This is a genomic window from Thermotalea metallivorans (assembly GCF_001562415.1).
Taxonomy (GTDB): Bacteria; Bacillota; Clostridia; order Peptostreptococcales; family Thermotaleaceae; genus Thermotalea; species Thermotalea metallivorans.
Genome location: NZ_LOEE01000028.1, coordinates 154,558 through 175,337, shown reverse-complemented (window position 1 = coordinate 175,337; position 20,780 = coordinate 154,558). Strand labels below are relative to the sequence as shown.

General features: G+C 46.1%; 25 protein-coding genes and 1 pseudogene. All 26 read right to left on the bottom strand.

Annotated features, from left to right (window positions below; genetic code table 11):
- Window positions 1-58: 58 nt before the first annotated feature.
- The 26 genes and pseudogenes from atpE (AN619_RS06040) to rho all read right to left on the bottom strand — a co-directional run bounded on the left by atpE (AN619_RS06040) (window position 59) and on the right by rho (window position 20,714).
- Window positions 59-325: an ATP synthase F0 subunit C gene (gene atpE / locus AN619_RS06040; RefSeq protein ID WP_068555776.1), complete on the bottom strand. Its 267-nt coding sequence runs from the start codon at window positions 323-325 to the stop codon at window positions 59-61.
- Between the two features lie 153 nt (window positions 326-478).
- The gene (gene atpE, locus AN619_RS16585) at window positions 479-688 is read right to left on the bottom strand and encodes an ATP synthase F0 subunit C (protein ID WP_334292194.1); all 210 of its coding nucleotides are present in this window, start codon (window positions 686-688) and stop codon (window positions 479-481) included.
- A gap of 51 nt (window positions 689-739) precedes the next feature.
- Window positions 740-991 (bottom strand): annotated as a pseudogene (locus AN619_RS16580) (ATP synthase Fo subunit C); the annotation flags it as partial.
- Window positions 992-1,073: 82 nt separating this feature from the next.
- Window positions 1,074-1,769 (bottom strand): F0F1 ATP synthase subunit A, encoded by a 696-nt coding sequence (gene atpB / locus AN619_RS06030; protein ID WP_068555769.1) that lies wholly within the window; start codon window positions 1,767-1,769, stop codon window positions 1,074-1,076.
- On the bottom strand, window positions 1,769-2,176 hold the full coding sequence (locus tag AN619_RS06025) for an ATP synthase subunit I (protein ID WP_068555766.1): 408 nt from the start codon (window positions 2,174-2,176) through the stop codon (window positions 1,769-1,771). Before AN619_RS06025 ends, atpB begins: the two co-directional genes overlap by 1 nt.
- 69 nt (window positions 2,177-2,245) lie before the next feature.
- On the bottom strand, window positions 2,246-2,461 hold the full coding sequence (locus AN619_RS06020) for an AtpZ/AtpI family protein (RefSeq protein WP_068555765.1): 216 nt from the start codon (window positions 2,459-2,461) through the stop codon (window positions 2,246-2,248).
- Between the two features lie 430 nt (window positions 2,462-2,891).
- A complete protein-coding gene (locus tag AN619_RS06015) occupies window positions 2,892-3,551 on the bottom strand; it encodes a 3-oxoacid CoA-transferase subunit B (RefSeq protein ID WP_068555763.1) in 660 nt (219 codons plus the stop codon).
- A gap of 1 nt (window position 3,552) precedes the next feature.
- Window positions 3,553-4,206, bottom strand: a complete 654-nt coding sequence (atoD, locus tag AN619_RS06010) for an acetate CoA-transferase subunit alpha (RefSeq protein WP_068555758.1) — start codon at window positions 4,204-4,206, stop codon at window positions 3,553-3,555.
- 90 nt (window positions 4,207-4,296) lie between these two features.
- Window positions 4,297-5,112 carry a BKACE family enzyme gene (locus AN619_RS06005; RefSeq protein WP_068555753.1) on the bottom strand — a complete coding sequence of 272 codons (816 nt, stop codon included), beginning with the start codon at window positions 5,110-5,112 and terminating at the stop codon, window positions 4,297-4,299.
- A gap of 92 nt (window positions 5,113-5,204) precedes the next feature.
- The gene (locus AN619_RS06000; protein WP_068555751.1) at window positions 5,205-6,563 is read right to left on the bottom strand and encodes an aspartate aminotransferase family protein; all 1,359 of its coding nucleotides are present in this window, start codon (window positions 6,561-6,563) and stop codon (window positions 5,205-5,207) included.
- A 239-nt stretch (window positions 6,564-6,802) separates the two neighbouring features.
- Complete coding sequence (locus AN619_RS05995; RefSeq protein WP_157064927.1) at window positions 6,803-7,144, bottom strand: DUF3870 domain-containing protein; 342 nt, start codon at window positions 7,142-7,144, stop codon at window positions 6,803-6,805.
- An 80-nt stretch (window positions 7,145-7,224) separates the two neighbouring features.
- Entirely contained in the window at window positions 7,225-8,346 is a 1,122-nt protein-coding gene (wecB, locus tag AN619_RS05990) for a non-hydrolyzing UDP-N-acetylglucosamine 2-epimerase (RefSeq protein WP_068555747.1), read from the bottom strand.
- Window positions 8,347-8,491: 145 nt separating this feature from the next.
- Entirely contained in the window at window positions 8,492-9,496 is a 1,005-nt protein-coding gene (locus tag AN619_RS05985; RefSeq protein ID WP_068555919.1) for a glycosyltransferase family 4 protein, read from the bottom strand.
- A gap of 109 nt (window positions 9,497-9,605) precedes the next feature.
- Window positions 9,606-10,052, bottom strand: coding sequence for a deoxycytidylate deaminase (locus tag AN619_RS05980; protein WP_068555745.1), 447 nt, complete (start codon window positions 10,050-10,052; stop codon window positions 9,606-9,608).
- A gap of 60 nt (window positions 10,053-10,112) precedes the next feature.
- Window positions 10,113-11,099, bottom strand: coding sequence for a type I phosphomannose isomerase catalytic subunit (locus AN619_RS05975; protein WP_068555743.1), 987 nt, complete (start codon window positions 11,097-11,099; stop codon window positions 10,113-10,115).
- A 103-nt stretch (window positions 11,100-11,202) separates the two neighbouring features.
- The gene (upp, locus tag AN619_RS05970; RefSeq protein WP_068555741.1) at window positions 11,203-11,832 is read right to left on the bottom strand and encodes a uracil phosphoribosyltransferase; all 630 of its coding nucleotides are present in this window, start codon (window positions 11,830-11,832) and stop codon (window positions 11,203-11,205) included.
- A gap of 21 nt (window positions 11,833-11,853) precedes the next feature.
- Window positions 11,854-12,303: a ribose 5-phosphate isomerase B gene (gene rpiB / locus AN619_RS05965; protein ID WP_068555738.1), complete on the bottom strand. Its 450-nt coding sequence runs from the start codon at window positions 12,301-12,303 to the stop codon at window positions 11,854-11,856.
- Between the two features lie 111 nt (window positions 12,304-12,414).
- On the bottom strand, window positions 12,415-13,113 hold the full coding sequence (locus tag AN619_RS05960; protein WP_068555736.1) for a low molecular weight protein arginine phosphatase: 699 nt from the start codon (window positions 13,111-13,113) through the stop codon (window positions 12,415-12,417).
- On the bottom strand, window positions 13,110-14,180 hold the full coding sequence (locus AN619_RS05955) for an L-threonylcarbamoyladenylate synthase (RefSeq protein ID WP_068555918.1): 1,071 nt from the start codon (window positions 14,178-14,180) through the stop codon (window positions 13,110-13,112). The genes AN619_RS05960 and AN619_RS05955 overlap by 4 nt, the downstream gene beginning before the upstream one ends.
- A 195-nt stretch (window positions 14,181-14,375) precedes the next feature.
- Entirely contained in the window at window positions 14,376-15,116 is a 741-nt protein-coding gene (locus AN619_RS05950; RefSeq protein WP_068555735.1) for a ZIP family metal transporter, read from the bottom strand.
- A 166-nt stretch (window positions 15,117-15,282) separates the two neighbouring features.
- Window positions 15,283-16,350, bottom strand: a complete 1,068-nt coding sequence (gene prfA, locus AN619_RS05945; RefSeq protein ID WP_068555734.1) for a peptide chain release factor 1 — start codon at window positions 16,348-16,350, stop codon at window positions 15,283-15,285.
- A 165-nt stretch (window positions 16,351-16,515) separates the two neighbouring features.
- On the bottom strand, window positions 16,516-17,406 hold the full coding sequence (prmC, locus tag AN619_RS05940) for a peptide chain release factor N(5)-glutamine methyltransferase (RefSeq protein WP_068555733.1): 891 nt from the start codon (window positions 17,404-17,406) through the stop codon (window positions 16,516-16,518).
- Complete coding sequence (locus AN619_RS05935) at window positions 17,403-18,356, bottom strand: DUF1385 domain-containing protein (protein ID WP_068555917.1); 954 nt, start codon at window positions 18,354-18,356, stop codon at window positions 17,403-17,405. Before AN619_RS05935 ends, prmC begins: the two co-directional genes overlap by 4 nt.
- A gap of 75 nt (window positions 18,357-18,431) precedes the next feature.
- On the bottom strand, window positions 18,432-19,019 hold the full coding sequence (locus AN619_RS05930) for a thymidine kinase (protein ID WP_068555729.1): 588 nt from the start codon (window positions 19,017-19,019) through the stop codon (window positions 18,432-18,434).
- Window positions 19,020-19,095: 76 nt separating this feature from the next.
- Window positions 19,096-19,296, bottom strand: a complete 201-nt coding sequence (gene rpmE / locus AN619_RS05925) for a 50S ribosomal protein L31 (protein WP_068555726.1) — start codon at window positions 19,294-19,296, stop codon at window positions 19,096-19,098.
- A gap of 125 nt (window positions 19,297-19,421) precedes the next feature.
- Window positions 19,422-20,714 carry a transcription termination factor Rho gene (gene rho / locus AN619_RS05920; protein WP_408645606.1) on the bottom strand — a complete coding sequence of 431 codons (1,293 nt, stop codon included), beginning with the start codon at window positions 20,712-20,714 and terminating at the stop codon, window positions 19,422-19,424.
- Window positions 20,715-20,780: the final 66 nt, after the last annotated feature.

The window sequence follows — 20,780 nt, the reverse complement described above, 5'->3', positions numbered from 1 at the left end:
CCTTTCTTGTGGGGGATCACAAGCAGGAGATGGCTTTACCATCTCCTTCCTCCATTTACTATAATAATCTTACCAGCGGATTTGCAAATAGAAGAATTAATGCAATAACTAGTCCGTAAATACCTGTTGACTCTGCAACGGCACATCCAAGAAGCATTGTTCTTACGATATCCCCTTGGGCTTCAGGCTGTCTTCCTACACTCTCTGCACCTTTACCGGCAGCAAACCCCTGTCCGATACCAGGTCCTATACCTGCAATCATCGCTAAACCAGCTCCAATGGCTGAACATGCCAATATTAATGCTTTTCCTGTAATTGGTTCCATAGTTGTTTTCCTCCTTTTATTTAAAAACATTAAAAATAAAATGGATAACTTTGCCTGAACATCATGAAACAAAAGACGCTGCATTTTCATTATGTTCTAATTCTAGAATTTTTCCGGCAATGGCCGATGTACGTCAGATCCTTTCCCATCAAGCTACATTAGTTTGATCAATGGATTGGCGAACATGAGCACCAATGCAATGATCAAAGCATATATCCCTGTGGATTGCGCTACTGCCTGTCCAAGGAGCATGGCTCTGATGATATTGGATTGGTATTGAGGCCTCCTGGCGGCGGCTTCTGCTCCCTTACCGGCAGCATATCCCTGCCCAATACCAGGTCCTACGCCTGTGATCATGGAAATCCCGGCGCCGATGGCCGAAGCGGCTAGGACGAGAACGGCTCCTTCCTGCGTTATGATCGGATTACCAAACAGCAGGATTAATGCAACAACCAGTGCCAATATGCCTGAAGTTTCTGCAACAGCAGCCCCCAGCAGCATGACCATTGTAGCCTGTTTGCCGGCCTTTGGATTCATGCCCACTGCCTCTGCTCCTTTGCCGGCTGCGTATCCCTGACCGATTCCCGGTCCGATCCCTGCAATCATGGCAAGCCCCGCCCCAATGGCTGAAGCTGCAAGAATCAGAACTTTTCGGTCAAAGGACATCAGCCAATTCAGGAATCGGATAATAAAATTGGCATCCTCCATATTGATCCTCCTTTAATTTTCATCTCCCCGTAGGAGACCTTTAATCCATTGCACCTGAGACGAATACCATGGTCAGCATGGAAAAAATGAATGATTGCAGGATTCCTGCAAATAAATCAAAATACAAGTGAAAAACTGATGGTATGGCAGCCTGCAAAACTGGAATATTGATTCCCAGTTTCGTACTGAATGCCGCAAGGGCACTATAGAATAAGCTCATCATAATCAGACCGCCAGTAATATTTCCGAAGAGACGGAATGATAGTGAAATTGGCGTTGCGATCTCACTAATAATGTTCAATGGAAGCATTACCGGTATAGGTTGTGTAAAGCCTTTTAGGTAGGTCAGTACTCCCTTTCGCCTCATTCCGTTGCCATGGATCAAGCAAAACGTCATCAAAGCCAATCCCAGGGTGGTATTGATATCTGCCGTCGGAGGCCTCAAACCGAACAATCCTGCCAAGTTTGCACATGCAATAAATAGAAGGAGTGTACCGATATAAGGCGCAAAGGATTTTTTGTCTTCCCCCATGGTCTGGATGGTAAGCTTATTGATTCCATCTACCAATAGCTCAATCACATTCTGCAGTCCCCTGGGCACTTTTTCCAATCGTCGGGTAGCGATTATGGAAAAGATGCTCAGGAGCACCATAATGATCCAAGTATTCACTACGGTTTCTGTGATAAGAATACCTCCAGGCAACTCAAGTATGATTTTTGGGCCAAATCCTTCCACTATTCTTCCTCCTTTCCTTCCGTATTTCTTTTAAATAATGCTGATTTATTGAATAGGCTTGTCGCAACAATTGCAAACTTGATGAGAAACAAACCTATTACTGTCCCTAAAACATTCAAATAATCTGCCTTGATTGAAACAAAAATAACAACAGCATTGATGAAAAATCGAATAAAATATTTCGAGCTTGCATAGATCTGCGCTGCAGCCGGGTCCATTGTCACCGCCTTTTCCAAGGTTAAGGCCAGGTTCCTGAAGTTCAATATGCCGATGAGGGTTCCAAAGACAAGGGCATAAATAAAAGGTTTCGGTTCTTCCGACACCCATAGGGCCCCCAGGGCAATCACGGACATGACCATCAAGGTATACGTTACAATCTTCTTCTGTAGGTTCCATGTATCATCCAAGGCAAAGCACTTCCTTTTTGTTGAGTTAGCGTAGCGGTTAGCCGTTGGCTGTCAGCAGTTAGCCATCAGCTATTTCATCCATTTCATCACCAGTTTATACACATTCAAAAAAGCTGCAACGACACCCACAACAGTAAAAATAACCAGAAAACCATTTCCTGATTGAAGCCTTTGATCGATCCAATTGCCAATATAGACGCCCGCCACAATCGGAATGGTCATGGTTAAGCCAATATGTGTCAAAAGGGAGAGATTTTGCAGGAGCTTCATGTTGTTTTTCGCCATGGAAAATCCCCCCTTCTTATTATAGCACGAACAACTAAATATACAAGCAAGTTTGAATATTTATGAGATTTTCCAACTTGCAGACAACGCCTTAAGATTTGGCTTCCTCCTCAGCCCTGGGCCCCTTTACTAAAATAAAAAATAAGGAAAAAAGAGGCTTGCTGATTTGCAACGAAGCCAAAATCTCAAGGGTTTATGAACATTGTATTGCTTTGTCTTCAGTCTGAGATTCTCTTCGTCAATTTGTTAACAAATCTTAATAAATATTATACTAAAATTCGACTTTTTTTTCAAATCTCTTTTTTTATAAAATCATGTGATAGAAATCCCTTTCTGCACCACGACAAATGCAGCCATCACCTGTTATGGCTGCATTTAGTATCTCCCTATCTTATGGAATTATGCAAAATAAAGAATTCGCCGGTACAAATCAATCGCTGACGGACATCATCTTTAAATCCGGTGAAATGATCAAATCCGCCTCTGTGGCTGCCTTCACATCTTCAACGGTATAATCGGGATGAATCTCCGTTAAAATCAAACCTTCCTTTGTTACTACCATGACCCCCATTTCTGTAACGATCATATCCACCTCACCGGCAGCCGTAAGGGGCAGGGTACATTCCTTTAAAATTTTAGGGGTTCCCTTTGCCGTATGCTCCATGGCCACAATGACCTTCTTTGCTCCTGAAACCAAATCCATGGCTCCGCCCATCCCCGGCACCATCTTGCCGGGGATCATCCAGTTGGCCAAATTTCCTTTTTGATCTACTTGAAGGGCTCCCAACACCGTGGCATCCACGTGGCCCCCCCGGATGATGGCAAAGGACATGGCACTGTCGAAAAACGCAGCTCCCGGCTGCAGGGTTACGCTGACTCCCCCCGCATTGACAAGATCTTTGATTTCCTTTCCTGCCTCCGCCTGGGGCCCCATCCCTACAAAACCATTTTCCGATTGCAAAATGATATCTATCCCTTCAGGCACATAATTGGCTACCAAGGTAGGCAACCCAATTCCCAGGTTTACCACATCTCCGTCCTTTAGCTCCTGTGCTACTCTTTTGGCAATGATTTCCCGTACATTCCCCATACTATGCTTCCCCTCCTACAATCATATCTACAAAGATTCCCGGCGTCATCACGTCATTGGGATGGATCTCCCCCACTTCCACCAATTCCTCTGCCTCTACAATCACCAGATCTGCCGCCATGGCCATCAGGGGGTTAAAGTTTCTGGCCGCATGATGATAATATATATTTCCTTTCTTATCTACTTTTGCTCCCTTGATCAGCGCCACGTCGGCCCGAATGGGCAGTTCCACCAAATAAGTCTTTCCGTTGATCTCAATTTTTTGTTTTCCTTCTTCCACGATGGTACCTACCCCCGTCGGCGTAATCACTCCCCCCAGCCCCGCTCCAGCAGCACGGATTTGCTCAGCCAACGTTCCCTGGGGAATCAGGACCACTTCCAGTTCTCCTGCATGCATTTGTCTTCCCGTTTCAGGATTGGTCCCTATATGGGAAACAATCACCTTTTTGGCCTGCTTATTCACAATCAGCCGTCCGATTCCTCTGTCAGGGAAACCTGTATCATTTCCTATGATGGTAAGATCCTTTACATTTTTCTCAATTAAATAGTCGATGAATTTTTCCGGCGTGCCCGTTCCCAGAAATCCTCCGACCATCACAGTCATGCCGTCTTTTATATGTTCCATGGCTTCCTTTATCGTTCTTACTTTGTCCATGGGAAGCACCTCCTTGTAGAATTGTACAAGTATAATTTTACCACATTCTCGGGAAAAGTGGGTGAATTTTCTATAAATTTCCTTGTTCTTTTACTTTAGCCCCAGAATTTCCTTTGCTTCCTCTGGTCTCGCAATTTTCCTGCCCAATTCCTTTGCAATCCGGACCACCCGCTCCACGAGCATTGGATTGGTGGCAGGCACGCCCTTTTCATACTCCAAAACATCTTCCAGCCCCGTACGTACATGTCCTCCCAGGAGAATTGCCATGGCCGCCATCGTCACCTGGGACTTGCCTATGCCCGATACCGTCCAGGTAGATCCCTCGGGCAGGCTTTCCACCATAAACAAAAGATTTTTGGGAGTACCTTCTATGGACCCCGGCACATTCATGACAAGGTTAAAGTGCAAGGGGCCTTTTAAAATACCTCTTTTCAATAGTCTTTTTGCATTGGAAATCATGGCAACATCAAAGGCTTCGATTTCCGGTTTGATGCCGTTGGCATACATCTTAGCGGCCAAAGCCTCGATCAGGTCCGGCCCATTGGCATTCACACTGTTGGGAAAATTAGAAGATCCTGTAGACAGACTGGCCATATGGGCATTTAAATCCAGCATCTGTCCTCTCCACCCAATGGTGTTCTCTCCGCCTCTGGCTCCTGTGGATACCTGTTTGATAATATCAATCTTTTCCTCATCCAAGCGGTTGAGCACTTGTTGGAAAAGGTTTCGGTCACTGGTGGGCCTTCCTTCTCGATCCCTCACATGGATATGGGCAATGGATGCCCCCAAGGCATGGCAGGCCTTGATATCGGCTACAATTTCCTCCACCGTAACAGGTACGGCAGGATTCATCTCCTTTGTGGGCACATTCCCTGTGGGTGCAATGGTAATAATCAATTTTTCCATGGATTCATTCCTCCTTTTCTCAATGGCTGATGGCTGCCAGTTACCAGCTATCCGCCGCTAGTTCATAGACAATGGCTGCTAACTGCTAACGGCTAACCTATCTCCCGGCAAGTTTTCCTGATTCCCCGCTCTAGTGCTTCAACCAATTCGTCTATCTGTTCCTCCGTAATATTCAGGGGCGGAGCAATGAGTACATGATCTCCCCGAATCCCGTCTGCCGAACCGCCCCCCGGATATGGGACGATTCCTTCCTCCATACAGTGTATGGTCACTTTTCCCTTTATATTGTCCTCGACCCCAAAGGGTTCCCTTGTTTCCTGATCCTTCACGAATTCGATGCCCACCATCAGCCCCTTTCCCCGAATCTCTCCCACGATAGGATATCGATATAAGGCTTCCAGCTTATGCATCAGATACTCTCCCTGGCGAGCCCCATTTTCCACCAGGCAATCTCTCTCCAAAATCTCTATGACCTTTGCCGCAATGCCGCAGGACAGGGGATTGCCGGCATAGGTATGACCGTGAATGAATTGGCCCGAACCCTCCACCATCATCCTACGAAATATCTTCTCCGAGGCGACAGCTGCACCGATGGGTGTATACCCACAGCCCATTCCTTTCGCCACCGTCATGATATCCGGTATGATCCCGTAATGATCTATGCCAAATTTTTTTCCTGTACGGCCAAAGCCTGCCATCACTTCGTCTATAATCAGCAGTACATCATATCGGTTGCAAATTTCCCTCACCATTTCAAAGTAAGTTTTTGTAGGGTGAATCCCCGGACATGCCGCCCCTACCACAGGTTCTGTGATAAAGGCCGCCACATTTTCAGGCCCTTGCCGCAAAATTTCTTCCTCCAGTGCTTCTGCCGCCTTCCTGCTGGTTTCCTCCAGACTCTTGCATCCCCAGGGATTTCGGTAATGATAAAACTGGGGAATTTTAGGAAAATCCATCAGCATTGGTTCATAGATTCTCCTTCTTTCGGGAATCCCTGTCATGGACAAGGCCCCCATGGTATTGCCGTGGAAAGCATTCCATTTGGAGATTACTTTCCATTTTCTCGTATCTTTGCCATCTCTTTCGACAAAATACTGCCTTGCCATCTTGATGGCGGTCTCTGTGGCCTCAGACCCTCCCGATACAAAATACACATGATTCAGATCCCCCGGTGTCCAGCGGGCAACCTTTTCGGCACATTCTTCAATGGGGTCTGCAGTCCATCGGGAAAGGTGGGTAAAGGCGATTTTTTTCATCTGTTCTGCTGCATATTCGGCAATTTCCCTGTTGCCATGGCCGATATTGGCTACAGCAGAACCGGAACAGGCATCCAAGTATCTTTTTCCATGAATATCATAAAGATATACCCCTTCCCCCCTTTCGATCTTGGGATAATGCCAATTTTGATTTCTGTAAAACACATGATTTTGGGGAGCTTTGTTTTGGCTCATTTTCCATCCTCCTTTTTGCAATAGCTAATGGTTACCAGTATCAGCCGCTAGTTCATAGACAATAGGTGCTGGCTAACAGCTAACGGCTACCCTTGCGCTCCTTCAGCCTATTTCCTTCTGTTATAAAACAAAAAATCCAGCACAAAACAATGAAAGTCTTTTCACCTTCATTGTCCGGTACTGGATTTTACTCGCTCAGTAATAGCGGGTTGCACGATTACCGCAAGCAAAGCAGCCGGTTATTTCGTTGTCATTTCATTTTTCCAGATGACGTATCGGTCATAGGTGCCTTTTAAGGCGACACAAATGGCCTTTTGGGACAAACCATGAAACCGGCACTTGATTTTTTCTATCAAAGGCTCGATGCCTTCTTCATGGAGATTATGTCCTACAATCAATTGTTTTAGAAAGCTCCGGGCCTCCTCTGTAATCAAAGTGCAGGAAGAATCTTCTATCACACCTGTATTTCTATTGATTACCAAGCCTACACCCACTACCTTATGCATATTTGCCGCTGAAATTTCCATGGGCAGTTTTGCATAGGAAATAAAGTATACTGTATCTTCGCTGTATGTTTTCACCCTATCACCCTTCAAAACCTTCTACCTTTATTGTAACATCCCATGGCAGAAATTCAATCTTCAAATATAAAAATTTTTTCCTATTTTCCAAAATGCTTTACAATGGCCTCTACCGTCCTTTGGGAAGCCCTTCCGTCCCCGTAGGGATTCACTGCATTTGCCATCCCCTCATAGGTCTGCCGGTGATGAAGCAATTCCTCCGTCAGTGCCACAATTCTTTCTTTTTCTATCCCCGCAATTTTTACTGTACCTGCTTCTACCGCCTCCGGCCGTTCCGTCTCCGTTCTTAAAACCAATACGGGCTTCCCTAAGGCCGGTGCTTCCTCTTGAATTCCTCCCGAGTCTGTCAGTATCAGATAGGATTTTGCCATAAGATTGGCAAAGGGTGCATAGTCCAAAGGCTCTATCAGATGGACATTTTTCACTTCCCCAAGGATCTCATAGGCCAACCGGCGAACCTGGGGGCTTAGGTGTACGGGGAATACAACCTCCACATCTGTATTCTTTTCTGTTATTTCCTTTACAGCAGAAAAAATATTGATCATCGGCCCTCCCAAGTTCTCACGCCTGTGGGCAGTCAGCAGGATGACCTTTTTGTTCCGGTAATCTATGTGATTCAGCCTTGCATCCTCAAACCGGTAATCCTCTTTCACCACCTGCAGCAGGGCATCAATGACCGTATTTCCTGTTAAGACAATGCTTTCTTCTGAAATTCCTTCCGACAGCAAATTTTTCTTGTTGCCGAGGGTTGGGGCAAAATGAAGATGACTCAGCCTTCCCGTCAATATTCTGTTGATTTCTTCCGGGTAAGGGGAATACATATTTCCGCTCCTGAGGCCTGCCTCCACATGTCCCACCTTCACCTGCTGGTAAAAAGCAGCCAAAGCCCCCGCAAAGGTAGTGGTAGTATCCCCATGGACCAGCACCATATGGGGTTTTACTTCTTTGATAACTTCTTCTAGACCCAGTAGTACCCTGGAAGTAATTTCACTCAAGGTCTGTCCCGGTTTCATGATGTTCAAATCATAATCCGGCTTTATTTCAAATAAATCAAGGACCTGGTCCAACATCTCCCTGTGCTGGGCAGTAACACATACCACCGATTCTATTCCTTCATGACCCTCCAGTTCCTTTATCACTGGGGCCATCTTGATAGCCTCGGGTCTTGTGCCGAATATAGACATAACTTTTATTTTATTCATGGCTTGCACCTTCCTGTGTAAATAAGTTTTCAGCTGTTAGCAGTTGTCCGTTAGCGGTCAGCAGCTATTCGCCAGCAGCCAGTAGCTAGTAGCCATCATCTGGTAACTGGCAGCTAACAAAAAACCAGGAAACATCCTCCTGGCATTATTCCTTGTAGCTGCTCTTTTGCTTTTGAAGCTTGGGAATTCCAATCGTCACATACATCATACCGCTGGCAATCACCAAAATTGCCAAAGAATCAATGACCTTGCTATTTGACATAAAGGCCGCGCTCAATCCTAAGGCAGCACTGATAGTATACAAAATCAAAACAGTTCTTCTCTGGCCCATTCCTGTGGAAAGCAACCGGTGATGCAGGTGTCCCTTATCAGGCTCCATAATAGGCCTGCCGTTCCATGCCCTTCTTAAGATAGCAAAGGTCGTATCAAATATAGGCAAGCCGAGGGCAAGTACAGGCACAATGGTCGCCAGGGCCGTAGCTCCTTTCATAGCGCCGTCTATGGAGATGGCCGCCAGCATATATCCCAAAAACAGGGAGCCCGTGTCACCCATAAATATTTTGGCCGGATTAAAATTATAGGGTAAAAACCCCATGGCTGCTCCGGCAATGGCTAAAATGGTCATGACCGTTCCTTCCGGTCTGCCGTTGGCATGGGCCACATAGGACAAGGATAAGGCTGCAATGGTGGATACCCCTGCCGCCAAGCCGTCCAAACCGTCTATAAGATTAATTGTATTGGTAATTCCTACGATCCAGAATATGGTTACAGGAATGCTAAAAATGCCTAAACTCAGAATTTCCTTTGCTGTCAAGGGAATATTGAAATATTCGATACGCATGCCACAGAATACCAAAATCAAGGCACACGCAACTTGTCCTATTAATTTTACTTTTGCCGATAGGGGCTTTCTATCATCTATAATTCCCATGATGACCATGAGGGTTCCCCCTGCCAGCATGCCTATCACCGTCTTACTCATGGGAAGCATGATGATGACACTGACGACAAAACCCAGATAAATGGCCAATCCGCCCAGCCGTGGAATAGGCGTTTTATGTACACGCCGGTCATCCTTTGGCACATCAATGGCACCGATTTTGAATGCCAATCTCTTGGCAAAGGGTGTCATGATGATGGAAACTACCATGGCAATCAAAAATACCGTCAAGTATTTGCTCACAAAAAACACTCCTTATTGGATACAACCTCACAGGATAATTGTACATGAAAATCCCTTGAAAATCAACGACGAATCGTCAATTTTCATCAAATTGCACCAGTTCTATATCTGCTTCTCGGAGCAGCTCCATGGAAAGGATATCGGGATAATCTCCCTTAAAGACAACCTTCTTGATGCCGGCATTGATTGCCATCTTCGCGCACAGCACACAAGGCTGCAGGGTAACATACAAAGTGGCACCCTCTATGCTTACCCCGTGATAGGCGGCTTGAATGATGGCATTTTGCTCCGCATGCAATCCCCTGCACAGCTCATGCCTTTGTCCTGAAGGAATTCCCATCTTTTGCCGTATGCATCCTATCTCCAGGCAGTGGGCAGTTCCTGAAGGCGCTCCATTATATCCCGTTGCCAAGATTCTCTTATTTTTTACAATCACGGCACCTACCTGTCTTCTGCAACAGGTAGAGCGTGTTTTGGCAATTTCCGCCATTTCCATGAAATAGTGATCCCAATCCGGACGCATTTTTTCTTCCCCCTTTGTACGGCTGCTGGCTAACCTTTCTACTTATATACTTCTACATATTTATGTGGATTTCCTTTCCGTATATGCCTTTAATATTTTCCCCTTTCCTTTGATACCATAATCCCCCAACCGGGCCGGCAAAAACAATGTTTCTCCCCTATGGAAATCTTCCCCTTTTCCTTCGCCATAAATGAGTTGCATTGCTCCCTCCACACATATGACAATTTCAAATCGCTCCCCATGCAAATGTCCCAGATATGTCCCTTCGATTTCTATTGCCTCTACCATAAAGTATGGACAAAAGGAATATATTTTCGTCGTCCAGCCTTGGCCTGAAGTTATGGTTTCCTGACAAACCTCATCTTGGAAATTGCAAAATTTTATGACTTCCAAAGCTTGCCTCAAGTGAATCTCCCGGGTTTTTCCATCCAGCCCCCTGCGATTCCAATCATAGATCCGGTAGGTAATATCAGAGTTTTGCTGGATTTCTGCCAGAATAATTCCTTTTCCGATGCCATGGACGACTCCCCCGGGAATAAACAACAGGTCCCCTGTCTTTACCTCTCTTTCCTCCAACACCTCCTCCAAGGCATTTTTCTTCAAAGCTGCCTCAAAGGTTTGCCGGTCCACACCTTTTTTCAGTCCCCAGATTACCTTTGCCCCCTTCTCCGCATAAACAATATACCACATTTCTGCTTTTCCCTGGCTTCCCTCATGCACCAGGGCATAGGCATCATCAGGATGCACCTGTACAGAAAGTTTGTCATTGGCGTCAATAAATTTGATCAAGAGAGGAAAATTCTCTCCATAGATTTTATGATTTTCCCCCAGCATCTCCTCCGGATATTCTCTGACCAGTTCTTCCAATGTCCTCCCGGCAAATTGTCCGTTCCCTATGATACTCCTGCCCTCCTGATGAATACAGATTTCCCAGCTTTCCCCCACGGCAATGCCCTGGGGAAGTTCCTTATGCAGTATATGGGCTAAATTTCTTCCTCCCCATACCTTCTCTTTATAAATGGGTATGCATCGAAGCGGATAAAACATATTTTCCATCCCCCATAGAAAATAGTATTTTCATCCATTTTATGCAACCCAAACAATAAAGGTTTCAAAAAAGGACCTTTACCCTTTTTTGAAACCTTTTGCCTTATTTTGTACCGAACAATCGGTCTCCCGCATCCCCTAAGCCGGGAACGATATACGCATGATCGTTTAATCTCTCGTCAATGGCTGCCACATAGATTTCCACATCGGGATGGGCTTCAGAGATTACCTTGATTCCTTCTGGCGAAGCAATCAGACACATAAATTTGATGCTGGTGGCGCCTTTGTCTTTAATGAACTGAATCGCCGCCTTGGCTGAACCGCCCGTTGCCAACATGGGATCCAGTACAATCAAATCCCTTTCATGGACATCGGCAGGCAGTTTGCAATAATATTCCACAGGCTCCAGTGTCTCCGGATCTCTGTACAGGCCGATATGTCCTACCTTTGCAGCAGGAATCAGATTCAGCATCCCATCCACCATGCCAAGGCCTGCCCTGAGGATCGGCACAATCCCCAGCTTTCTTCCTGCCAGAACCTTTGTCTTTGTTTTGCATAGCGGTGTTTCTATCTCAATTTCCTCCAGGGGAAGATTTCTTGTAGCTTCATACCCCATCAGCATCGCCAGTTCCTTTACCGCTTCCCGGAATTCCTTGGAACCCGTATGCTTATCCCGGATCAAGGTAAGCTTATGCTGAATCAACGGATGATCCATAACAAATACATTTTTCATGTTTTCCAACTCCTCCCATACCTAGCCCTTATACTTTTTTTCAATGTCCCCTATTTGATTGACTCTTCTTTCGTGCCTTCCGCCGGCAAATTCTGTCTCTAGCCAAACCTCAACAATTTTCAAAGCCAAGCCGGCCCCTACAACCCGTTCTCCCAAAGCTAGAATATTGGCATTGTTGTGTTCCCGGGACATCTGGGCAGAATAGGTATCGGATACCACCGCACACCGTACGCCTGGCACTTTGTTTGCCGATATGGAGATGCCGATGCCTGTCCCGCAGCATACGATGCCCCGGTCATATTCTCCCGAAACAACGGCCTCTGCCACCTTCATGCCAAATTCAGGATAATCCACGGACTCCGTAGAATTTGTTCCAAAATCCCTATAACCAATTCCTCTTTCCTCAAGATATCTTTTGATCATTTCCTTTAAATGAAATCCGCCATGATCACTTCCAAGGGCAATTTTCATCTTTTTTTACACCTCCTGCCCGCTACCGGCAACCACTGGCCAACCGGAAAGCCATTTTCAGCCTACAACATTTTAACACTTGGCCATTCAAAATTCAACTGATAGGGCAGATTAATTTTCTGTAATTTTCCTTACAATTATTTTCAGGGCTTCCTCAATTTCCTTGGCACATTCCCGATAGACCCAGGTAGGCTGTCCGAAAGGATCCATAATATCCACCGAAGGCAGCTTATCTTGCAGATAAATCACTTCTCTTTGTTCGTTCTCCACGGTTTTTGCCATCTCATGCTCCAGCTCTTTGATTCGATCATCAATCCCACGGATGCGGTCCATGAGTTCCTTCCGCTGGTTTCTCAACTGGGTGATTTCATCCTCATATTTTTTATAGAATTCTATTTTCCTCTTCTGGATAATTCCCTGAAGCTTTTCAATTTCCCCTATAATTTCCTTATCATCCCCTAATCTCCCGGCGTATTCCTTTAACGTAAAGGTTTTATCGGCAGCCTCAGGTACCATGCTTAATACTTGCGCCTTATGATTCCGTGTCATGGTCAAAATCAGATCTGCTTGATGCACAAGCTCTTCCGTCAATACCGCAGCCCGGTGGCCATGCAGATCAATATTTTTTTCCTGCATGACTTGAATGGCATGCTTTGAAGCCTTCTGCCCCTTGGCTGCAGCCGTTCCGGCGGAAATGACCTTGATTCCCTTTGCCTTTTCTCCTGCCTCCTCCAACATCTTCCGCATCATGCTTTCGGCCATGCTGCTCCTGCAGGTGTTTCCGGTACAGACAAATAAAATGGTTTTCATTTTATTTCACCTCCATTCCCTCTGATTACATGATATCCGGCAGCTTTCAGAAGCCGGTTCATGATGGCATCTCCTAAGCCTTTCCGCTCCACTGCCTCTGCCAATATGACATCCACCCCCTGATCATCAAAATCCCTTAATACACGAAATAGGCGATGGGTGATGGTCTCCGGCCTTTTTCTGCTGCCCATGGATATGACCAATCCATTTTCATATTGATCTTTTGTCTCATCGGTAGCCATGATCCCTGCTTTCAAACCCGCCTTTTCTTTTTCCTGCTGGAGCTGTCGAATTTTCCGGACAATACTTTCCATATCTCCTTCTACCACGATTACTTCTGCTTTAGGAGCGTAATGGGTGTATTTCATCCCCGGGGATTTAGGAATCAAGGAAGTCTCATTTTTTCTTTCCAGGGCTGCATCTACAGACACTTCTCCCAAAACTTCCTCCAAGGCTTCCTTCGTGATGCCGCCGGGGCGCAAAATCATGGGCACTTCCCCTGTCACATCCAATACGGTGGATTCTAATCCCACACTGCAATCTCCACCGTTAATGATGACATCGATGCGGCCCAATAGGTCCTCCACCACATGGCATCCCCGGGTAGGGCTGGGCTTGCCGGACAGGTTGGCGCTAGGTGCCGCCACGGGTACACCTGCCTTTTCAATCAGGAGTCGGGCTACAGGGTGGGAGGGCATCCGGATTGCCACAGTATCCAATCCTGCCGTAATGATATGGGGTACTGCCGCCGATTTTCGGAAAATCATCGTCAAGGGCCCCGGCCAGAATTTTTCCATGAGGAGGGTCACCTTTTCGGGCACATCTGCCACCAATGGGTAGACATCCTCTTTTTGGGCGATATGGACGATCAGGGGGTTATCGGAAGGTCTCCCTTTGGCTTCAAATATCTTCCGGAGTGCCGCCTCATCCAGGGCATTGGCCCCTAAACCGTAGACGGTTTCCGTAGGAAAGGCTACGGTGCCTCCATTTCTTAAAACTTCTGCCGCTTCCGAAAGCTTGTCCAAATCTATGGCTTGGGGGTCTATCTCAATGATTTTTGTCTTTATCAAATTTCTCACCTTCTATCTTGCTGAGTGGCCGGCTGCCGGTTCCTCTCCAAATTTTTCAACGAATACTATTTATTATTATACACCAAATTTATGATAATAAAAGTTGGAATCCAGAAGAAAGGTCAAAAATTGAGTGTTCTCAAGATGCTGACGTTAGGGACTAGCCAGTTACCAGTTGCCATTCGCCAACAGCTAAAACCGATAGGCCGCTGCCATTCCCAAAATAAACCCGCATACGACACCGTAACTGGATATCCTGCTTTCATTGAATCCATGGGCCTTGGGAATCAATTCTCCGCAAGTAATATAAAGCATGGTTCCCCCTGCAAAGGACAGACAGAATCCAATAAGCCCTTTGGAGATTTCTCCCAAAATTACCCCCATCAAAGCACCCATACCCATAGGTACGCCCGCCAGCAGCGTATAAAAAAAAGCTTGCCATTTCCCCATCCCGCCGGCACCCAAAGGTGCTGCCATGGATATCCCTTCCGGAATATTATGGAGTCCGATAACAATGGAGATGCCCATTCCTAGCCTTTTCGCAGCCATAAACCCTGATCCGATGGCAAGTCCTTCGGGAAAATTGTGCAGGGCTATGCCAAGGCCCAAAAGCATACCGGTCTTGACAAAGCTCTCCTTCGAGAGAAAACCCTCATAGTTGCCGCCGGCAGACAATCTCTCGTCGATTCCTACAATCATCAGGACCCCGGCCCCAATGCCCAGGATGCCGATGGATAAGCGGCCTAATTCAAAAGCCTCCGGCAGCAGGTCAAAGCATACAATGGACAACATCAATCCGCTGGAACATCCCAAGACAAAACTGAGAAATTTTCTGCTGGGATTTTTCATAACAAATGCAATCAGCCCACCCATTCCTGTTCCCATCATGCCAACAGCCAATCCGATCAAAGTGATCTTTATGATTTCGGACATTCTGACATCCCCCACTTTTTCCCAATAGGTATCTTGAATCTTTACTATGTATATTCCACCCTCTGAAACAGTATACCAAAGCAAAAAGGGGACGGTTCTCTGTCACGGTATTCGTCATCGAATACCGTGACAGAGAACCGTCCCCTTGTCACGCTTGTCATCATGTTTATACCACTTGTTTTAATTTCTCTGCCTGGTCGGATGTAATCAAAGCATCCAATATTTCATCAATGTCTCCGTCTAAGAAAGCGTCCAGCTTATATAATGTGACATTGATCCGATGGTCCGTCACACGGCCTTGGGGGAAGTTATAGGTTCGGATCCTCTCGCTTCGGTCGCCGGTGCCTACCTGACTCTTCCTTGCCTCGGCAATTTCAGCATTCTGCTCTGCCAGCATTTTATCATACAATCTGGCTTTCAAAATCTTGAAGGCCTTTTCCTTATTCTTTAACTGGGATTTTTCATCCTGACAGGAAACCACCATTCCTGTAGGAATATGGGTAAGCCTTACGGCCGAATCCGTCGTATTTACGCTCTGTCCCCCGTTGCCGGAAGATCTGAACACATCTACCCGCACATCATTGGGATTGATTTCGATCTCCACGTCATCTACCTCTGGCAATACAGCCACTGTAGCCGTAGACGTATGGATTCTGCCGCCGGACTCTGTAGCAGGTATTCTCTGCACCCGATGAACACCGCTTTCAAATTTCAAACGGGAATAGGCTCCCTTCCCTCTGAGCATAAAGATGACTTCCTTGATTCCCCCGACGCCCGTTTCATTCAAACTCATCATTTCCACTTTCCATCGGTTTCTTTCAGCATATCTTGTATACATTCTCAACAAATCGCCGGCAAACAAACCTGCTTCGTCTCCACCGGCACCTGCTCGGATCTCCACGATTACATTCTTTTCATCATTAGGATCCTTGGGCAACAGCAAAATCTTGAGTTCATTCTCGATCCTTTCCAGCTTATCTTCCAGATCTCCCAGCTCCATCTTTGCCATCTCCCGCAGTTCTTCATCATTGCTTTCTTCAAGAATTGCTTTTGCTTCCTCTATGCCTTCCTTCACAGACTTATACTCTTTATATTTATTGACGATAGGCTCTATGTCAGAAAGTTCTTTGATATATTTTTGCCATTCAGCATGATTGCTGATAATTTCCGGATCCGCTGTTTTTCTACTGAGATCATCGTACTTTTCTTGAAGAAAATCCAATTTGTCAAACATCCGTCTCACCTCATAAAATATATTCCATCAGATTATTTTAACATATTTTTTATAATGATTCAAGAATAAAGATGACTAGCGCCTGCCGGCTACCAGCAAAATCCCTTCAAAATCGGCCAGAAGCCAATCGCCATCAGCCACTAGTATTTCCCTTAATATTTTCTATTATGCCCCCATATCCCGTTTGTCCACTACGGCAGTTACCACTCTTTCAATGCCTGCCAAGTCTCGGATCTTTTGAATCTCTGTATATTTTTTTTTGTCTTCCATCATTTTTTTTACGGCATCGGCCTGATGGTGGCCTACCTCCAAGGCGATCAACCCCCCATTTTTCAGGAAAAGGTATGCCTCCCCCACAATCCTCCTGTAAAAATCCAGTCCATCCTCTCCGCCGTCCAATGCAAGTTTTGGTTCATATTTTGCAACCTCCGGCTGAAGGCAGGAAATCTCTTTCCGTGGAATATAGGGGGGATTGGAAACCAACACGTCCAATTTTCCCATAAATCTCTCCCCTTGGAAAGGTTCAAACAAATCTCCCCGGAAAAATTCAATCCGCCCTTCTACCCCATGGATTTCTGCATTCTTTTTTCCGATGGCCAGGGCCTTTGGAGAAAGATCCACAGAATAAATATAAGCGTGCTGCAGGTAATAGGCCAAACTCACGCTGATGGCCCCGCTGCCTGTACCCAAATCAGCAATGGAAATTTGCCCTTGTCCTCCGATGCCCTGCACCCACCTGATCACCGCTTCTACCAATATTTCCGTATCCGGCCGGGGAATCAATACTCCTTCTTCCACGTAAAATTCAAGCCCCATGAATTCCTGTCTGTGAATCAGATATTGCACAGGTACCCCTTGCCGCCTTTTTTCGATGAGCCTTCCATATGCCTTGACCTGCTCCGCGCTGATTTCCCTGTCCCGATGGATGTAGAGATACAACCGGTCCATATGGAGGACATGACATAAAAGCACCTCTGCATCCAGCAGAGGTGTAGCTTTCCCCACAGTTTTCAATTTCTCCACGGCTTCCTGCAAAACTTCCCGTATCCGCATCATTCCAAGTCTGCCTCCTTGTCATCTTCCAAGACACCCTTCATGGCCGCAATGGCTACCTCGATTTGGCGGTCATCGGGCTCCTTGGTGGTCATCTTTTGCAAAAGCAATCCCGGATAACTGATGGCATAAACCCATGGCGACTGGCTCCTGCCTGCCCATTTAATCACCTCGTAGGATAGCCCTGCCACCACAGGGAGGAGAATAAACCTGGACAAAATTCGCATCCATGGATTGGGCCATCCCATCAGGGAGAATAAGATCATGCTGATGACCATGACAATCACAAGGAAGCTGGTGCCGCATCGGGGATGAAGGGTTGTAAATTTTTTTACATTTTCCACAGTCAAGGGCTGCCCATCCTCATAGCAGTGGATGGTTTTATGCTCCGCCCCATGGTATTGAAAAACCCGCTGAATATCCTTCATCTTTGAAATTGCCGCCACATATCCTGCAAACAGTCCGATCCGCAAAAGACCCTCCACCAAATTTAAAAGGAGGGGACGCACAATTTTTGTCTTCAGGAAATTGGTCACGATGGTGGGCGTGATGATAAACAGAAATACGGCTGCAGCCAAGGCAATAAATACAGAAAAAAATATATAGACATCGTCTGCCTTCTCGCCGAAGGTGCGTTCTACCCACAGTTCTATCTTGCCCTTTTCTTCTGACAGCCCGCCATCCTCATAAATCTCCGCCGAATAGGTTAGAGAGGTGACCCCTAAAACCATAGATTCGATCAAGGCAAAAACACCCCGTATCAAAGGCAATTTTCCCAAAGAATTTTTTCTTTTCCCCTTTAGGGCTTCTTTTTTGATGACAATTTCTCCGTCGGACTTTCTGACGGCAATGGCCATGGTTTTAGCGCCCTTCATCATGACCCCTTCAATGACGGCCTGCCCCCCTATACTGGCAGGCACTGCACATTTTCTAAAAATTTCTTCACGCTTCATGATCAGCCTCGTTTCTTGAAAAGCTTCTGCTTTTTTCTTTGATTTTACCATACTAGGATTTTCTTTGCAAATGCTCTACCTTGCATCATCCTTCGGTACCTGGTGATGCAGCCGGCATCTGGCTTCATAGCTTTCCGTTGCCCCTACCAATATGACAGGGTCTGTATACTTGGCCGGTTGCCCGTTGATCAGACGCTGGGTCCGATGGGCAGGCTCACCGCATACCATGCAGATGGCACTCAGCTTATCCACAAATTCCGCCATGGTCAATAACATGGGGGTAGGGCCGAAGGGCTCTCCTCGAAAATCCATATCCAAGCCGGCAACAATCACGCGGATGCCCCCATCGGCTAAATTTTTGCATACTTCGATGATGCCATCATCAAAAAATTGCACCTCATCGATGCCTACCACCTGGGTATCCTTTTCTATGTATTCCATCATCTCCCGGGAATGATGGATGCGGATAGCTTTCAGCTTTGATCCGTTATGGGAAACAATATTCTCCCCACAATAGCGATCATCGATGGCAGGCTTAAATATCAACACCTTCTGTTTTGCAATTTGGGCTCTTTTCAACCTTCGGATCAATTCCTCGCTTTTCCCGCTGTACATCGGGCCCGCAATGGCTTCTATATACCCGTGATGCATGGGTCGATACATGCCTTGTCCCCCCTTCATATAATAAAGGTTAGAGAACAATTCTCTAACCTTTTCATGATATCCATTGATGTATCGATTACTTCATGCCGTATTTTTGCTTGAATCTTTCTACTCGTCCACCTTGGTCCACAAATTTTTGTTTACCGGTAAAGAATGGATGGCACTCTGAACAAATCTCTACCCTGATCTCTTCTTTTACGGATCCTGTTTCAAATGTATTTCCACAAGCACATCTTACCACTGCTTTCTTATAGTTAGGATGGATACCTGCTTTCACGTCCTTCACCTCTTTCTTTCCTATTTCTCTGTATATTCAATATAATATACTTTTAAAGGCTTGGTTCTCAACTTCTATATTATAGCATAGGCTTTTTCACATTTCAAGGAATAATTTTGCTGTGCTTATCCCAAGATCTTGTTCCGTACACTCTCCACAAACTCCTGATTTGTCTTGGTACCCATGAGTCTGCTGATAATGGCTTCCGTAACCTCCTGGGTAGGGTTGTTGGCCATGGCCCTCCGGATGTTCCAGATGGTCTCCAGCTCCTTCTGGCTTAGCAGCAGCTCTTCCCTTCTTGTCCCTGATTTGTTCAAATCAATGGCCGGGAAAATTCTCTTCTCCGACAGCCTGCGGTCCAGATGGAGCTCCATGTTGCCCGTTCCTTTAAATTCTTCAAAGATGACATCATCCATTCTACTGCCCGTATCCACCAGGGCTGTAGCCAGGATCGTAATGCTTCCCCCTTCTTCCAGGTTCCGTGCGGCACCAAAAAAACGCTTGGGCTTATGCAGTGCCCCCGGATCCAATCCTCCCGACAGGGTTCTGCCCGTAGGGGGTATGGTCAGGTTGTATGCCCTCGCCAGCCTGGTGATGCTGTCCAGCAGAATCACCACATCTTTTCCGTGCTCCACCAGCCTTTGAGCCCTGCTTAAAACCATTTCGGCAACTTTGATATGATGGCTGGGAAGTTCATCAAAGGTAGAATAAATCACTTCCCCCTTGATGGAACGCTGCATGTCCGTCACTTCCTCCGGCCTTTCGTCGATGAGCAGCACGATAATTTCCATCTCCGGATGCTTTTGTGAAATACTGTTGGCAATTTTCTTGAGCAAGATGGTCTTCCCTGCCTTGGGAGGCGCAACAATCAAGCCTCTTTGCCCTTTGCCGATGGGTGCAATCAGGTCAATGAGCCTTGTGGAAAGGTCCGCAGGATTATATTCAAGTGTAATTCTTTTATCGGGATATATAGGTGTGAGCTGATCAAAATTGGGCCTTTTGACGGCAAATTCAGGATTGTCGCCGTTCACCTTTTGAACGTAAAGGAGTGCTCTGAATTTTTCACCGGTCTTGGGTGACCTTGTGATGCCCAGGATCTTGTCACCGGTTTTCAGATTGAATCGCCTGATTTGCGATGGGGATACATACACATCTTCTTCACTGGTGAGAAAATTTGCAAACCTTAAAAAGCCATATCCCCCTTCCACCAGTTCCAAAACACCTTCCACGGTGTTCACTTCTTCGCTTCTTTCAATTTCATCATTGATCTTGTCGGGGAGCTTTTCCCGGTCTACCGGTGCCGCCTTCTCTTCCTCCTCCACCCGGACTTCCTCTTGATTGGAATGGGCCAATATCAATTCGATCAATTCCTGTTTCTTGTGTTTGACTGCATTTTTTATATGGAGCATTTTTGCCATTTCTCTGAGTTCGCTGATTTTCTTTTTTTCAAGTTCAAGTAAATTCAAATTTACACCTCCGCATGT

Coding starts and splice junctions, on each gene's coding strand:
- atpE (WP_068555776.1), bottom strand. CDS start 325: ATGGAACCAATTACAGGAAAAGCATTAATATTGGCATGTTCAGCCATT.
- AN619_RS06000 (WP_068555751.1), bottom strand. CDS start 6,563: ATGAGCCAAAACAAAGCTCCCCAAAATCATGTGTTTTACAGAAATCAA.
- rpiB (WP_068555738.1), bottom strand. CDS start 12,303: ATGAAAATTGCCCTTGGAAGTGATCATGGCGGATTTCATTTAAAGGAA.
- AN619_RS05980 (WP_068555745.1), bottom strand. CDS start 10,052: ATGCGTCCGGATTGGGATCACTATTTCATGGAAATGGCGGAAATTGCC.
- AN619_RS05930 (WP_068555729.1), bottom strand. CDS start 19,019: ATGTATCGACCCATGCATCACGGGTATATAGAAGCCATTGCGGGCCCG.
- atoD (WP_068555758.1), bottom strand. CDS start 4,206: ATGGACAAAGTAAGAACGATAAAGGAAGCCATGGAACATATAAAAGAC.
- wecB (WP_068555747.1), bottom strand. CDS start 8,346: ATGAATAAAATAAAAGTTATGTCTATATTCGGCACAAGACCCGAGGCT.
- AN619_RS05960 (WP_068555736.1), bottom strand. CDS start 13,113: ATGAAAACCATTTTATTTGTCTGTACCGGAAACACCTGCAGGAGCAGC.
- AN619_RS05935 (WP_068555917.1), bottom strand. CDS start 18,356: ATGAAGCGTGAAGAAATTTTTAGAAAATGTGCAGTGCCTGCCAGTATA.
- AN619_RS05975 (WP_068555743.1), bottom strand. CDS start 11,099: ATGTTTTATCCGCTTCGATGCATACCCATTTATAAAGAGAAGGTATGG.
- AN619_RS06005 (WP_068555753.1), bottom strand. CDS start 5,112: ATGGAAAAATTGATTATTACCATTGCACCCACAGGGAATGTGCCCACA.
- AN619_RS05950 (WP_068555735.1), bottom strand. CDS start 15,116: ATGTCCGAAATCATAAAGATCACTTTGATCGGATTGGCTGTTGGCATG.
- prfA (WP_068555734.1), bottom strand. CDS start 16,350: ATGTTTGACAAATTGGATTTTCTTCAAGAAAAGTACGATGATCTCAGT.
- AN619_RS06020 (WP_068555765.1), bottom strand. CDS start 2,461: ATGGCGAAAAACAACATGAAGCTCCTGCAAAATCTCTCCCTTTTGACA.
- AN619_RS05985 (WP_068555919.1), bottom strand. CDS start 9,496: ATGGTAGTTTCCATCATCATGACACCCTTTGCCAAGAGATTGGCATTC.
- prmC (WP_068555733.1), bottom strand. CDS start 17,406: ATGATGCGGATACGGGAAGTTTTGCAGGAAGCCGTGGAGAAATTGAAA.
- upp (WP_068555741.1), bottom strand. CDS start 11,832: ATGAAAAATGTATTTGTTATGGATCATCCGTTGATTCAGCATAAGCTT.
- AN619_RS06015 (WP_068555763.1), bottom strand. CDS start 3,551: ATGGGGAATGTACGGGAAATCATTGCCAAAAGAGTAGCACAGGAGCTA.
- rho (WP_408645606.1), bottom strand. CDS start 20,714: ATGGCAAAAATGCTCCATATAAAAAATGCAGTCAAACACAAGAAACAG.